Genomic DNA, 14,556 nt, shown 5'->3' with positions numbered 1-14,556 from the left:
CGACGAGAAGCTCGGCTTCAACAAGGTCGCCAAGTATTACTACTATCCCGGTTGGTGGGAAGGTGGCCCGCAGCTCTCCGTGATGGTCAACATCGAGCAGTGGAACAAGCTGCCGAAGGAATACCAGGCGGTTCTCGAGGCGGCCTGCGCCGAGGCGAATGTCTGGATGGTGGCCAAGTATGATGCCCTCAATCCGGCGGCCCTGCGCAAACTGATCGCTGGCGGCACGCAGCTGCGAGCCTTCCCGCGCCCGGTGATGGAAGCCTCCTTCAATGCTGCTGTCGAACTCTATAATGAGACCTCGGCGAAGAACCCGAAGTTCAAGAAGGTCTTCGATAGCTGGGTGAAGTTCCGCGACGACCAGGTGTCGTGGTTCCGTGTGTCGGAAAACACCTTCGACAACTTCATGATCGCTGCATCCCAGAAGAAGCGGGCTGCACCGAAAAAAGGCTGATTGCCCTCCTGCTCATCGAGAAAAGGCCCCGCTTGCGGGGCCTTTTTTTGTTCGACCGTAGCCCGGGCAGAACATTTCGCTAACTCCAACGTGGTTGCCAAGACTTAAGGCTTGGGCAACCATTTGCGTGCAATATTGCTGGCGCACCCCGGAGTTGTATCGCACTATAGATATAGGCAGGCAGTTCCGACGGATGCCAGAAAGGACCGTCAGTTCCACATCATGTGGTCCAGTGTAGTCAAACGCGCAGCAAAAAAGCCGTCGGAGCCCGACCTGGCTCCGACCCCGCGTGACCGTGAGCGCGTTGACGGAATCATCAACCGGATTTCCGAAGAAACACTGCTGGTTTTTGACCTGCTGAAAGACGGCATGGTCAAGGAAGCTTCGTTCAAGACGGTCGAGGAAAGCATCACGCGGCATTGCATCCTCTCGACCTTCGAGCAGGTGCGCGTGGATGCCTTTCGCGATGCCGCAGGCCTCGCACGCCAGCAATCCCGGAAATTCGCCGAAGCGGCATTGGAAATGGCCGAGCCGCAGCAGCGCCAGTTCGTGCTGTCAGTCGCCCAGGCCTTCGAACGATTTTCCAAGCAATTGCAAACTATAGAACAGCGCGCCATTGCGGATCGGCAGCGCCGCGACAAGCAGGATTAACGCCACAAGACACCTTGCAAAACTGTTTCACGGCGGCAAGGATCAATATACGGGATAAACGACCAGTCGGGTTGGTGGGGACGAGTCATGGTATTTGGATCGATGTTCGGCGCGGGATCTCGCGCATTTTCATACGAAATCTACGTGATGGTGGATGGCCGCTGGCGCCTTGACAAGCGTCTTGAAGGTGCGACCAGCAACACCCAGCATGCCAACGAGCAGCTGGAAAAATCCGCTATTGCCCAGGCCAACGCGCTGCTCAATATGGGCGACTTCTCTGCAGTCAAGGTGCTGCGCTCGCGTGAGCGCTCGGATGGTTTCGGCACACAGTCGGAAATCTTCAACAAGACTGCCAGTGCCAAGCCAAAGACAATGACGACCCGGCCCTTCAAGGGGCCCTTTCCGGTTTGTGAGACGATCCATGACCTTGCGCGCCGCCCGGCGATCAAGGGTTTCAGCGCCGTGTTTCGCGAATTCCTCGACAAGCAGAATGCGACGGCCATCGAATTGCTGCATTCGCCGCAGCACCAGCGCAAGCTCAACGACATGAGCAGCTTTATGCGCGCCGGCATCTATGCGCTTGCCGGAGCCCAGACACAGCCCGGACTGCCGGCCCAGAGCGAACGCAGCAAAAAGCTCGAAGCGCTGTTCGACAAGATCATCTCGCATACCCGCGATGCGATGGCGGAGAAAAACCTGCCGGCCTTCGAGAACAACGATTTTTCCCGTCTGTACGAACGCCTGTCGCATAAAGTGCAGGGCGATGATCTGCGTTTCCTGTTTTTCTTCCAGACATCGAAGGTCACGCAGACGCTGTCGAGCTATGCCGGTCGCCTCGATATCGCGCTGACCGACATGATCGAGCGGCCGATGAATGGCACCAACGTGCTGCTGGATGAAATTGCTGCGGCCTGCCTCGATTCCACCACGCTGATCCAGGATCTGCTTGGACCGCGTGCCGGCCTGTCGGAGGCGCTGATCGCTCTGGCCGATCTCTCAACCGGCAAGCTGGAAATGCCGACGAAGCCCGATCCGATTCTGGAAAAGCTGAATCGCCTGCTGGGCGAAAGCCGCCTGCCCTATAGCAGCGAAACCCTGTGGGAACGCATCCTGTCCAACCTCAATTCCAAGGCCCTGCTCAGCAAGAGTGAGCCGAAGAAGGAGTGGCAGATGACGCGCAGTCTGAGCCACAAGCTCTTGGCAGTAGCACCTGAAGCCTACAAAGAAGCGATCGACCATGCCGGCCGCATGCGCATGGAGCGCGTGCGGAACATGATGGAAGGTTGAGCCGCCTCAGCCCTGCGGCGGGACCTGCGCACCGGTCAGATCAGCGCCGGTCAGATCGGTGTTCACCATTTTCGCATCGGTCAGGTTGGCATTGACCAGTCGTGCCCGCGTGAGTTTGGCATCGATCAGATTGGCACCCTTCAGCAGTGCATCCGAGAAATCGGCATCGGCCGCATCGGCGGCCGCCAGGCTGGCCGACCAGTAGCGGCCGATCGGCTTGCCGTCCGGTCCACGCAGTGGCACCTGGCCGAGCTGCGCGCGCTGCAGGATCGCTTTTTGCAGAATGGCCCGCGCAAGATTGACACCATTGGCGAGCGCGCCGATCAGATTCGCGCCAGTCAGATCGGCTTCTGACAGATCGGTCATCACCAGAGTTGTATTCTGCAGCTTGGCGCCGGCCAGCTTGGCCCCCTTGAGGTTCGCGCCGCTGAGATCCTTATTGGACAGATCGATGCGTTCCATGTTCAGGCCGGCCAGATCGGCCCGCGAGCCTTCCCGCCCGTCCGTCTTGATCCACTTCTCGTGTTCCTGGAGGATGCCGGCCACGGTATCGCCGAAGCTGGCGACATCGACGAAAAGCTCGGCACCGGTGAAATTCGCCGAATCCATGTCGACGTCTTCCAGGATCGCGCCCTTAAGGTCCGCGCCCTGGAAATCGGCACCATCGATCAGTGCCAGCGACATGTCGACGCCGCGCAGGCAGGCGCCCTTGAAATCGGCGCCGGCCAGATTCGCCTTGCGCAGCGATACCTTGGTCAGGTTGGCGCGCGAGAGGTTGGCACCGGCCAGGTTGACGCCATTCATATTCGAGCCGGTCAGGTTCGAGCCGCGCAGATTGGCCTCGGCCAGATCCGCGCCGCCCGTATTGGCTTTGGGCTTCTTGCCCGAGGCGTCCGGGCCGCCGAATCCCACGCCGTTGTCAGAGGCCTGCATCAGCGCGCCGCCCCGGAAATCCACACCCATCAGACGGGCTCCGGCCAGGGTGGCGCCACGCATGGAGGCGCCGCGCAGATCGGCCTTGGTCAGATCGGCCTTGGACAGATCGGCACGTTCCAGATTGGCCGCGAACAGATCGGCCTCTGAAAGGTTCGTTTCCACCAGCACGGCGCGTGACAGATTGGCGCCCGACATCTTCGCGGCACGCAGATCAGCACCACTGAAATCGTAGCCCTGCAAATCGGCAAGCGAGAGGTTCAGGCGGGCTCCGCGGGGACGCTTAGCCAGCCACTCCCGGTGGCGTGCCAGCATCCGTTCAACTTCCATGGGGTTCATACTGCCCCTCTGCCCCCTGTTTTCATGACTTTGGCAGCCTATTTCTTCGGCCGCATGAAATCTTCCACGATTTTAATGTTTTTCTCCAGTTCCGCAATCTTTCCGGTCAGTTCCGCTATTTTCCCTCGCAGACTTTGCATTCCCCCCACACAGCCCCCGGACGGCTTCTTTGGCGTTGCGCAAATCGGTCTGCAACTGCTGTAAAGCCGGCCCTTGGCTTCGCGAAGCTTTGCCGGCCATGTCCGATCAGGCCAGTCTTCATAGACGGCCTGCCCCGGCGCGCCTAGCTGTCCTAAAGGCGAACCAGCCTGCCATAGCCGGGGGGCCTCGGGCCTTGAGCGACGGCTATCGGCCTTACGCGTCAGCCGCGCCCGACAAACGGCATCTTGGTCGCCATGACCGTCATGAACAGCACATTGGCGTCCAGCGGCAGGCTGGCCATATGAACGACCGCATTCGCCACATGCTCGACATCCATGCGCGGCTCGACCCGGGTGGAACCATCGGGCTGCAGCACGCCGTTCTTCATCCGCTCCGTCATATCAGTGGCGGCATTGCCGATATCGATCTGGCCGACGGCAATGTCATAGGCGCGGCCGTCCAGCGAGCTGGCCCTGGTCAGGCCGCTGATGGCATGCTTGGTTGAGGTGTAAGGGGCCGAGAATGGCCGCGGCGCATAGGCTGAGATGGAGCCATTGTTGATGATGCGGCCGCCGCGCGGGGTCTGGTCTTTCATGATCTTGAAGGCTTCCTGGGTGCAGAGAAAAGGCCCGGTCAGGTTGACATCCACGACGGCTTTCCACTGCTCGTAGGAGAGATCCTCAAGCGGCATCGCCGGCGTACCCATACCAGCATTGTTGAACAGCACGTCAAGACGTCCAAAGGCCTGCTTGGTCTTGGCGAACAGCGCCTTCACCTGGGCATGGTCCCCCACATCGGTCGCGACCGCCACTGCACGAACGCCATGCTTCTCCGCCTCACGAGCAGTGCTGTCCAGTGCCTCGAGACGACGGCCGGCCAGCACCACATTGTAACCCGCCTTGGCCAGCGCGATGGCCGATGCCTTGCCAATACCGGTGCCTGCGCCGGTGATCAGGGCGACCTTTGCCGTTGTCATCTCTGGGAATCCTCCTCGTTTTCTTCGGCCGTCTACATTAGCCGCCCGCCTGTCATGGAAAAGCGTCGGTACAGCAGCGCCGTTCCCGGCATCGTCTTAATTGATGCTCCTCAGGACCGCCAGCTGAACCAGTGGGAATGGTTCAGCTGGCATCATCACTACAGAACAATATGGCAACATAGAGGGCAGATCGCAGACCTTCAAGCCTTGGTCAGCGATACCAGAGCGTTGGCAGGAACAATGTCAGGGTGGGGATCGCCGAGATCAGCACCAGCACCGCCAGCAGCGGGACCAGAAAGGGCAGCACGGCCATCACCGTCCGGTCGAATGACAGCCGGGCCACCCGCGACAGCACGAACAGCACCATGCCTACCGGCGGCGTCAGGAGTCCGATCATCAGATTCAGCACCATGATGACGCCGAACTGCACCGGATCGATGCCGACCTTGGTGACCGCCGGCATCAGCACCGGCACCAGGATCGAGATCGCGGCGATGGTTTCCATGAAACAGCCAATCACCAACAGGATCACGTTGATAATAAGCAGCAGCAGAAGCGGATCAGTGGTGATCGACAACAGCGCTGCCGAGACTGTTTCCGTAATCCGGGTAGTGGTCAAAACCCAGCCGAACAACGAGGCCGCCCCGACGATGATCAGTACACTGGCCGTGGTTTCGATCGTCTCAAGTGAAATCCGGTAGAATTGTTTCCAGCTGAGTGTCTTGTACAGCAGCAGGCCGAGGAACAGTGCCCAGGCACAGGCCGCGATTGCCGCCTCAGTCGGGGTGAAGACACCGGCCGACATGCCGCCGATAATGATCGCGGGTGTCAGCAGGGCCGGAATGGCGCGCAAAAACGTTCGGCCGAGCACGCCCCAGCGGAAAACCTGATCGCGGCCGATGCCGTGCCGGTGCGCATACCAGGCAACATAAGCCATCATTGCAGCAGCCATCAGAAGGCCGGGAATGAATCCGGCCGCGAATAACTGGCCGATGGAAACATTGGCCATCACACCGAAGATCACCATCGGCAGCGAGGGGGGAATGATGGGCCCGATCGTCGATGACGCTGCCGTGATGCCGACGGCGAATTCGTCATCATAGCCATGATCGCGCATCGCTTTGATCTCGATCGTGCCCAGGCCACCGGCATCGGCAACCGCCGTACCCGACATGCCGGCGAAGATCACCGAACCAACCACGTTGACATGCCCCAGCCCGCCTCGCAGCCAGCCGACGCCGGCCGTCGCGAAATCATAGATGCGGTTGGTGATGCCCGCCGTATTCATAAGGTTGCCGGCAAGGATAAAGAACGGCACCGCGATCAGAGGGAAAGAATCGACGCCGCCAGCCATACGATGCAGCGTGACAAAATCCGGGATGGTGGTGAAGAAATGCGTAAAGGTCAGCGAAGCGCCACCCAGAGCAATAAAGATCGGCACCCCGACCAGCAAAAGCAGGAAAAAGACAATGAACAACGCAATCATACCGGGGCGCCTTTCAATCGATAACCAAGTCGACTTTGTCGGGATCGGGGTGCCAGCGGCGCCGCGCATTCGCCCAGAACATGCCCAGACTACGGAACAGCATCAGGAAGCAGCCGAAGGTGACGCCGCCATAGACCACGCTCATGGGAACGTCGATGACCATCATCGTCTGGATTTGCATCCGCTCGGTGATCTGGATGGCAAACCAGCAGAGCAGTGCGATGAATCCGACCGAGATGACATCGATGACAAGTCGAAACACCCGCACCGGTCCGGGCGGCAGGAAATGCAGCATCACCTCGACGCCGATATGGGTCCCGCGGCGGATGGCTATGGCTCCACCCACGAAGGTGACCCATATCAACAGATAGCGGGCAATCTCCTCGGTCCATGCCATCGAATCATTCAGCACATACCGCGTGAAAAACTGCAGGAAGACCACAGCCGCCAGTGACCAGAAGATGATGAAGGCGATGATATCTTCCGGATAGGCCTTGATAACATAGTCCGGATCCTCAGCCGCAATCAGGGATACCGCCTCGTCGGGCTTGCCCTTTCGATCGGATGGCAGCATGTGAACTCTCCTTGCAACAGAAAATCGGCGGGCACGACCATAGTGGCCGCGCCCGCCATTTGCGTTATTTCAGGGCCTGGAGGGCATCGTATTCCGCCTTGCTCCAGCCGGCACCGGCACTGGCGTCATTGTGAAGTGGGATCGCCGCCTTGCGGAAGGCCTCGCGGTCGACCTCGACAACCGTCTTGCCCAGCTTGCGGAATTCATCCGCCAGCTTCATCTCAGACGCCCGGATCTGGTCGCTGGCCCGCGCAGCGGCCTGCAGGAGAACCTCCTGGAAGACCTTCTTCTCCGCGTCGTTCAGCTTACTCCAGACATGCCCGCCCACATTGGCGACCAGCGACTCCGTGATATGGCCGGTCAGCATGATATGGCTCTGCACTTCGTAGAACTTCTTGGCCATGATGGTGGGAAGCGGATTCTCCTGACCGTCCACCGTCTTCTGCTGCAGGGCGAGATAGACTTCGGCAAAGGCAATCGGTGTGGCATTGGCGCCGACCGATTTCGTGAACATCAGGAACAGCGGTGCCGGCGGCACCCGCAGTTTCATGCCCTTCATGTCGTCCGGCTTCTTGATTTCGCGATTGGCCGTCACATGACGCTGGCCGTAATAGGTCAGCGACATGACCTTGTGTCCGGTCTTCTTTTCATAGCCCGAGGCTATATCGCGGAACAGTTTGGAATCGCGGTAGGCCTTCCAGTGATCGAAGTCGCGCAGGATGAAGGGTGCATTGGTGATGGCGAGCGGCTTGTGGATCGAACCGGCGAAAGCCACGCCGGTATAGATCATATCCACCGTGCCGAGACCGAGCGCCTCGTTGATCTGGTTTTCGTTGCCGAGCTGCGATGCCGGAAAAACCTCGATCTGGTATTTTCCGTTGGTGCGCTTGGCGATCTCGGCTGCGGCCCAGACCGCTTCAGTATGGTAGGGCTCGGGTGTCTCATAGACATGCGCCCATTTCAGCTTGGTTTGCGCCGCGGCCGGCAAGGCAACGGTAAAGGCTGCCGCAATGGCAAGACCCGTCACTATTCTTTTCATGTTTCTCTCCCTTGTTTTTTTGAGTGCTACTGACTTCTGGTTTTTCGCCCGGCTGGCCCGGGCAAAACAAAGACTCCCACTTGGTCGACAAATAAATCGGGATTGCGCCGGCGGATTTCCGGCAGGCTGTTTTCCAGGCCATCCAGATGGCTGCGCATGGCGGCAACTGCGCGCTCGCCATCGCGCTTTTCCAGCGCGGTCAACACCGCAGCATGCTCCTTGGTCACCCGCAGCATCCGGCCGCCCTCCGGCAGCGTCAGGTGACGGATGCGATCAACCTGCACCTTCACCTGGTTGACCAGATGCCAGATGCCGGGATAGCCGGCAGCTTCGGCGATGGCCGCATGGAAGGCCTCGTCGGCGGCATGAAAACCGCTGCGGTCATCGGCCTTCGCCGCCTCGCGCTGACGTTCGACCAGAGACCACAATCCGGTGATCTGGCTCTTGGTCGCCCGCCTGCTGGCTTCACGAACAGCGAGTTCCTCCAGCGCCTTGCGGATGACGATGGCCTCATTGAGCTGCGCATAGGGAATGCGGCTCACCGTCGTGCCGGATTTCGGCACGATTTCAACCAGACCTTCATCGGCCAGCCGCAGCAATGCCTCGCGCACCGGGGTACGGCTTACGCCATATCTGTTGGCAAGATCGTTTTCCGACAGGCCGGCACCAGGCTCGATGCGCAGGGCAATGATCTCGTTATGCAGACTTTCGTAAACCAGCACCGCGGACGTCGCACGCGGCGCTCGGATGGCGCGGCCATGTCGCGCATTCGCCGGCGGCGCGATACGCGGCCGATTGGGTTGCCGCTTGGCGGCAATTTTACGCGACGGCTGTGCCACCGGACGGCCCGCCTCCCTTGATCAGGTGCCGTTGGTCCGGCATCCTTATTTCCATATCTTGTATGCAAGATGTGCCTGCGGTCATGCAAGTCCGAAATTGCACGACTTTATGTGCGGCGCAGCACGATGCGGCCAAGCCCCCATGCCAATGGCAGGGAATTTTTCTGAAGAAAATGGCGTGCCCTGGTGGATTCGAACCACCGACCTGCCGCTTAGAAGGCGGCTGCTCTATCCAACTGAGCTAAGGGCACCCCGGAGAAAACAGCGGCAGTAACGAAAAACGGCCGGCGAGGCCGGCCGCTTCAGGCACCCCGCCGGAAACCCATTTAGCGGATTCTGGTATACGCGAAGTTATCGGCATAGGCGCGGCGGTTCAGCTTGCGCGCCTGCGGCTCCTCGATGTCGTAGGCGATGCCGCGCTTGTCGGCATAGGCAACCGCCTCTTCCCTGGTATCGAACCTGAGCGTGAGCTGGCCGAGTGTGCCGGCCGCACCGGTCCAGCCCATCAGCGGCTCGACGAAACGGCTGTCCGCCGTGTCGTATTCCAGAACCCACTGGCGGGTCCGGGCCTTGCCCGACTGCATCGCCGTCTTGGTCGGTTGATAGATACGCGCCTTGGTCATGCTCAAAATCCCCTGATCCTGCCCGCCTGACATGTCTGACGATTGGCCGGGCTATTATGGTCGGGGTGACTGGATTCGAACCAGCGACTTCTTGCTCCCAAAGCAAGCGCTCTACCAGACTGAGCTACACCCCGCCCTAAATAGCGGAAAAGCGAGGGCCTTTTAGCATGAAGCCGGCCGGTCCGGCCAGCCCCGGGAGAAGTCCCGGGCAAGGACAAAAAAATCGAGTTAACGGTTCGGCCCAGCCGGTGCTTAACGTTTGGGCGGATTGCCGAAAATGGCATGCTGCACCTTGTCACCGGCCTTGATCCCCAGGCGGGACACCGTGCCGCCATTGACCTCCAGCACGGCGCGGACCGGGCCGGTCGAATTGATGCCGCTTTCGTCATGGGGGATGGCGCGCTGGTGGATGTTCAGGATGGTGCCGTCAGCCCTGATGAACAGCATGTCCAGCGGCAGCAGGGTATTGCGCATCCAGAAGGATGCCATCTGCTCCTGTTTGAAATCGAACAGCATGCCGGTATCGGGCGCCATGCTGGTGCGGAACATCATGCCGCGCGACCGCGACGCATCCGTATCGGCCAGCTCGACCTTGAAACGCTGCGGACCTTTTGCGGTCTGGATCACCAGATCGCTCAGCGGCAGGGTCGGCTGCGGCTGCGCCGTCGCGGGACCATTCAGGGCCGTACCAATGAACAACACCATGCCGAACAGAACGGCTAATACGCGACTGAGTTTCACGCCTTCATCCTCTCTTTCACCCGCCGCAGCAGACCGCGAACCTCGTCGCGCACTTCGCCATGCCTGGGAGCATCCGCCATGGTGGTGAACCAGTGCTCCGGTGGCTGCCGGCCTGCACTGCGGTTCCAGCTCAGCTCCCGCAGCAGGTTTTCCGCTGCCGGCGGCAGGCGATCGGGTTTTTCCAGGCCATTCAATTCGGCCCAGATACCGGTCCAGCAGCGCGCCACCGACCAGGGATTATAGCCGCCGCCGCCCAGCACCAACAGGCGCGGCGCCAGCGGTTTGAGCGCTGCGACGGCATGCCACAAGGCGCCATTCGACAGGGTCTGCCTGCCCAGCGGATCGTCGGCCAGTGCATCGGCGCCACACTGGATCACCATGGCATCCGGCCGGAACGACTCCACCAGCGGTCCGATGCCATCTTCGATCAGCGCGGTCATTTCATCATCGACCATGCCCGGCGAAACCGGCAGGTTGAACAGATTGCCGGCCCCTTCCTCATCCAGCCGGCCTGAATGCGGCCAGCGGCCGGCCTCATGCACCGAGACCACTATGACGCGCGGCTCGGCAGCAAAGGCATCGGCGACGCCATCGCCATGATGCACATCGAGATCGACGTAGGCGACGCGCGACAGGCCGGCATCGAGCATGGCGAGGATCGCCAGCACCGGATCGTTGAAATAACAGAAACCCGAGGCCTGGGCCGGGCGGCCATGATGCGTGCCGCCGCCCGGGCTGTAGACAATGCCGCCACTCGCCAGCAGCTGCGCCGCCGCGATCAGGCTGCCCCCCACGCCGGTGGCGGGCCGGCGGAACATGGTGGCGTAGACCGGGTTGCCGCCACGGCCAAGATTGTAGCGCGCGGAATCTTCTGGGCTGACCGCAAGCGTGCGTTCGGCCGCCTGAACTGCCGCGATGTAGTCTTCGCGATGAAAGCGCATGAGCTGGTCCGGCGTTGCCGGCCGGCTTTCGCGATACTGACCCGGTGCCAGCCAGCCCAGCGCTTCCGCCAGATCCATTACGGTCGAGACGCGCGGGATCGACAGCGGGTGTTTGCCGCCCAGGCTTGAATGCCGGTAAATCTCGTTGCCGATGAAGAGTGGCTGATGCATGGCCAGAATCTAGCGGCCGGGCGAGCCTTAACAAGCGGTCCCGGACGCCTATAATGCCAGCTTGCCTCTGAGGGGGAGCCGATGGGCGGCTGAGAGGTCCGGGCTGGCCGGACGACCCCTCGAACCTGATCCGGTTGATACCGGCGTAGGGATCAGCGGCCTTGCCTGTAGACTCCCTATCTCCCGTTGCCCCCAATCCCCCTGCCTTCCGGCTGGAAGGGACCGGCTTTGCCTACGGCCGCCATGCTGTGCTGGCGCCCTTTGCGTTCGATCTGGGCACCACCGAAACCGTCGCCATCCTCGGCACCAGCGGCTGTGGCAAGAGTACGCTGCTGCGCCTGCTGGCCGGCCTGCTGCCCGGAATCCATTCGCCATGGGCCGACAAAGCGGCCTGGATGGCCCAGCAGGACCTGCTGCTGCCCTGGCTCAGCCTGCTTGAGAATGTGCTGCTGGGCGCCCGCCTGCGCGGCGAGCCACCCGATACGGCCCGCGCCCGGAACCTGCTGGCCCGTCTGGGATTGGCGGACCGGGCAAATGCCCTGCCCGCGGCGCTGTCCGGCGGCATGCGCCAGCGCACCGCCCTCGCCCGCACCCTGATGGAAGATCGCCCGCTGGTGCTGATGGACGAGCCCTTCTCGGCACTGGATGCCATTACCCGCATCGCCATTCAGGATCTGGCCTGCGGGCTGCTGGCCGACCGCGCCGTGGTGCTGGTGACCCACGACCCGGCCGAGGCCTGCCGGCTGGCCGATCGCATCTTCGTCCTGACCGGACAGCCGGCCGGCCTGCAGCAGATTGCCGCGCTGTCCGGCCCCCGGCCACGCGACCCGCTGGACCCCGCGCTGTTGCCGATCCTGCGCAGCATCCATGGGGCGCTGAAACTGGCTGCGGGGGTTGCATGATCGCTGTCCTTCGCCCGCTTCTCACCCTGCTTGGCCTGCTGCTGCTGTGGCAGGGTATCGTCTGGCTCTTTGCACTGCCGCCCTACATCCTGCCTGCACCTCATCGGGTGGCGCTGGCATTGGTCGAGCATGCCGGTCTGCTGTTCCGCGAGGCGACCGTGACCGTGGCAGAAATGCTGCTCGGCCTGCTGTTCGGCACGCTGCTGGGCGCTTCTGCAGCCCTCGGCCTGCTGGTCTCGGCCGTTGCGCGCCGCTGGCTGTTGCCGCTGCTGGTGGCCAGCCAGGCTGTACCGGTCTTTGCCCTCGCCCCGCTGCTGGTGCTGTGGTTCGGCTTCGGCATGGCGTCGAAAATCATGATGGCGATGCTGGTGATTTTCTTTCCGGTTGCCATGGCTCTCTACGATGGCCTGCGCCGCACCGAAGCCGGCTGGCTCGATCTCGCCCACGTGATGACGGCCGATCTGCCGCAGCATCGCCTGCGCATTCTGCGACATATCCGCCTGATGGCCGCGCTGCCGGCCTTTGCCAGTGGCCTGAAGATCGCGGCCGCCGTGGCGCCGATCGGCGCCGTGATTGGCGAATGGGTCGGCGCCAGTGCCGGCCTGGGCTTTCGCATGATGCAGGCCAATGCACGGGTCCAGACGGATCTGATGTTTGCCGCGCTGATCGTACTCGCGGTCTGCGCCATCGCGCTCTATGCCGGCGTCGATGCCATCACGCGCCGCCTGCTGCGCTGGCAGCCGGACAGCCATGCCTCACTGCTTGCCGACAAGAATTCCTGAAGGAGCCCTTTGCCATGAAACGCCTGATTGCCGCTGCTGCTTTTACGATCTTGCTGCTTCCCGGCATCGCCGCGGCCCATGACAGGCTGACCGTGCTGCTGGATTGGTTCGTCAATCCCGACCATGCGCCACTGATCGTCGCCAAGCATGCCGGCATCTTTGATCGCCACGAACTGCTCGTCGATCTGATCGCACCGGCCGATCCGAACGATCCGCCCAAGCTGGTCGCTGCCGGCAAGGCCGAAGTCGCGATCTCCTATCAGCCGCAACTCCATGTGCAGGTGGCACAGGGCCTGCCTTTGCGCCGCTTCGGCACGCTGATTGCCACGCCACTGAACTCGCTGGTCGTCCTGCGCGACGGGCCGGTCAAGTCGGTCGGCGACCTCAAGGGCAGGAAGATCGGTTATTCCGTCGGCGGCTTCGAGGATGCCCTGCTCAAGACCATGCTGGAGCAATACGGATTGAAGCTAAGCGATGTCACGCTGATCAATGTCAACTTCGCGCTGTCGCCGTCGATCTTCGCCGGCAAGGTGGATGCCACCATCGGCGCCTTCCGCAATTTCGAACTGAACCAGATGGACATCGCCGGCAAGCCCGGCCGCGCCTTCTACCCCGAAGATTATGGCGTGCCGCTCTATGACGAACTGATCCTGGTCGCGCATAAGGACAGGCTGGGGGACGACCGCCTGATGCGCCTGCTCGACGCCATCGAGGAAGCCGTCGCCATGCTGCATAACGAACCGCAGAAAAGCTGGCAGGCCTTCATCAAGGAGAGCAAAAGCCTCGACGATGAACTCAATCGACGAGCATGGACGGCCACCCTGCCCCGCTTTGCACAGGCACCGCGCGCCCTGGATGGCCGGCGCTACAGCCGTTTCGCCGACTATCTGGTCAAGCAGGGTCTTATCCCGAAGGCCCTGCCCGTGGCCGAGTATGCAACTGAGTTGCGCTAGCCAATATACACAAAGCGGTGGTCAAAACCCGTAAAACCTGTGCTAGGATTACAAAATGGCGTCAGGAGGGAGCAGAAATGCAGCGACCGGATTACGCCAAACTGGATCCGCAATTCGCCAGAATGCGGGACTACCTGATCGGTGTCTGCCCACCGGGCAAACTGCCGGGCCGGCAGCATATCGATCCTCTCGCCATTCGCTCCATGCTGTCATTCACCAACCTCGTCGATGTCATACGGGAAGGTGGCGGGCTCCGCTTCCGTTTCCGCCTGATCGGCACGCTGCAGAGTACGGCGGCCGGCCGCGAAATCAGCGGCCGGTACCTGGAAGACGCGGTGCTGCCCGAATTCGTCGACCGCATCCGTGCCAATATGACAGCGGTGGTAGAGCGCCGCGAACCCCTGTACGACCGCTTCGGCATGCCGCATCCGGACCGTGATTTCATCGATACCGAACGGATCTATTTCCCTCTCGCCAGGGATGGGGAAACCGTTGACATGCTGCTGATCCTCAATGGCTACCCCGATGAAGCCGACAAACGCGCGGCGACTGGTGCATCGGTGGGTAAGGCGCAGGAGACGCGCGTGGTTCCGCAGCAGCCAGGCTGCGCCAAACCCCTTTAACCAGGCACAGGATCGGAAAACACAAAACGCCGGCGGAACAATCCGCCGGCGCTGGTCTGACCGGTTGCTGCCGTCGGATCCGCCGGGATCACTCCATGCGG

The 14,556-nt window shown here is 61.6% G+C and carries 15 protein-coding genes, 2 tRNA genes, 1 pseudogene and 1 riboswitch; of the genes and pseudogenes, 7 read left to right on the top strand and 11 right to left on the bottom strand.

Translation table 11 applies throughout. The features are described from left to right. The 3 genes and pseudogenes from OJJ21_RS04130 to OJJ21_RS04120 all read left to right on the top strand — a co-directional run. A pseudogene (locus OJJ21_RS04130) lies at positions 1-454 on the top strand (ABC transporter substrate-binding protein); the annotation flags it as partial. 111 nt (positions 455-565) lie between these two features. Then, entirely contained in the window at positions 566-1,105 is a 540-nt protein-coding gene (locus OJJ21_RS04125; protein WP_297683435.1) for a hypothetical protein, read from the top strand. A gap of 87 nt (positions 1,106-1,192) precedes the next feature. Continuing rightward, entirely contained in the window at positions 1,193-2,392 is a 1,200-nt protein-coding gene (locus tag OJJ21_RS04120; RefSeq protein WP_297683433.1) for a hypothetical protein, read from the top strand. Between the two features lie 6 nt (positions 2,393-2,398). Here the strand turns inward: OJJ21_RS04120 and OJJ21_RS04115 are convergent, their stop codons facing one another. The 11 genes from OJJ21_RS04115 to OJJ21_RS04065 form a co-directional block, all read right to left on the bottom strand. Continuing rightward, positions 2,399-3,655, bottom strand: coding sequence for a pentapeptide repeat-containing protein (locus tag OJJ21_RS04115; protein ID WP_297683431.1), 1,257 nt, complete (start codon positions 3,653-3,655; stop codon positions 2,399-2,401). A gap of 370 nt (positions 3,656-4,025) precedes the next feature. Then, positions 4,026-4,781 carry an SDR family oxidoreductase gene (locus tag OJJ21_RS04110; RefSeq protein ID WP_297683429.1) on the bottom strand — a complete coding sequence of 252 codons (756 nt, stop codon included), beginning with the start codon at positions 4,779-4,781 and terminating at the stop codon, positions 4,026-4,028. 211 nt (positions 4,782-4,992) lie between these two features. Then, the gene (locus tag OJJ21_RS04105) at positions 4,993-6,336 is read right to left on the bottom strand and encodes a TRAP transporter large permease (protein WP_297683427.1); all 1,344 of its coding nucleotides are present in this window, start codon (positions 6,334-6,336) and stop codon (positions 4,993-4,995) included. Further along, entirely contained in the window at positions 6,281-6,841 is a 561-nt protein-coding gene (locus tag OJJ21_RS04100; RefSeq protein ID WP_297683425.1) for a TRAP transporter small permease, read from the bottom strand. Before OJJ21_RS04100 ends, OJJ21_RS04105 begins: the two co-directional genes overlap by 56 nt. A 64-nt stretch (positions 6,842-6,905) precedes the next feature. Further along, complete coding sequence (locus tag OJJ21_RS04095) at positions 6,906-7,880, bottom strand: sialic acid TRAP transporter substrate-binding protein SiaP (protein ID WP_297683422.1); 975 nt, start codon at positions 7,878-7,880, stop codon at positions 6,906-6,908. 26 nt (positions 7,881-7,906) lie between these two features. Continuing rightward, positions 7,907-8,719, bottom strand: a complete 813-nt coding sequence (locus tag OJJ21_RS04090) for a GntR family transcriptional regulator (RefSeq protein WP_297683420.1) — start codon at positions 8,717-8,719, stop codon at positions 7,907-7,909. Positions 8,720-8,893: 174 nt separating this feature from the next. Continuing rightward, positions 8,894-8,970: transfer RNA gene (locus tag OJJ21_RS04085), tRNA-Arg, on the bottom strand. A gap of 75 nt (positions 8,971-9,045) precedes the next feature. Continuing rightward, a complete protein-coding gene (locus OJJ21_RS04080; RefSeq protein ID WP_297683418.1) occupies positions 9,046-9,342 on the bottom strand; it encodes an ETC complex I subunit in 297 nt (98 codons plus the stop codon). Positions 9,343-9,399: 57 nt separating this feature from the next. Beyond that, positions 9,400-9,476, bottom strand: a tRNA-Pro gene (locus OJJ21_RS04075). A 118-nt stretch (positions 9,477-9,594) separates the two neighbouring features. Next, positions 9,595-10,083, bottom strand: coding sequence for a DUF192 domain-containing protein (locus OJJ21_RS04070; protein ID WP_297683415.1), 489 nt, complete (start codon positions 10,081-10,083; stop codon positions 9,595-9,597). Continuing rightward, entirely contained in the window at positions 10,080-11,195 is a 1,116-nt protein-coding gene (locus OJJ21_RS04065; RefSeq protein WP_297683414.1) for an acetoin utilization protein AcuC, read from the bottom strand. Before OJJ21_RS04065 ends, OJJ21_RS04070 begins: the two co-directional genes overlap by 4 nt. 61 nt (positions 11,196-11,256) lie before the next feature. Next, positions 11,257-11,364: riboswitch (TPP riboswitch) on the top strand. Between OJJ21_RS04065 and OJJ21_RS04060 the strand changes: the two genes are divergently transcribed. The 4 genes from OJJ21_RS04060 to OJJ21_RS04045 all read left to right on the top strand — a co-directional run bounded on the left by OJJ21_RS04060 (position 11,357) and on the right by OJJ21_RS04045 (position 14,455). After that, positions 11,357-12,097 (top strand): ATP-binding cassette domain-containing protein, encoded by a 741-nt coding sequence (locus OJJ21_RS04060; RefSeq protein ID WP_297683412.1) that lies wholly within the window; start codon positions 11,357-11,359, stop codon positions 12,095-12,097. It overlaps the preceding riboswitch by 8 nt. Further along, entirely contained in the window at positions 12,094-12,879 is a 786-nt protein-coding gene (locus OJJ21_RS04055; RefSeq protein WP_297683410.1) for an ABC transporter permease, read from the top strand. The genes OJJ21_RS04060 and OJJ21_RS04055 overlap by 4 nt, the downstream gene beginning before the upstream one ends. 14 nt (positions 12,880-12,893) lie before the next feature. Next, entirely contained in the window at positions 12,894-13,832 is a 939-nt protein-coding gene (locus OJJ21_RS04050; RefSeq protein ID WP_297683408.1) for an ABC transporter substrate-binding protein, read from the top strand. Between the two features lie 77 nt (positions 13,833-13,909). Next, positions 13,910-14,455 (top strand): PAS domain-containing protein, encoded by a 546-nt coding sequence (locus OJJ21_RS04045; RefSeq protein WP_297683406.1) that lies wholly within the window; start codon positions 13,910-13,912, stop codon positions 14,453-14,455. The last annotated feature ends 101 nt before the right edge of the window (positions 14,456-14,556 follow it).

It is taken from the genome of Ferrovibrio sp., from assembly GCF_025869515.1.
GTDB lineage: Bacteria > Pseudomonadota > Alphaproteobacteria > Ferrovibrionales > Ferrovibrionaceae > Ferrovibrio.
Note: the sequence above shows the minus strand (reverse complement) of the source record. Positions and strands in the feature narration are given on the sequence as shown.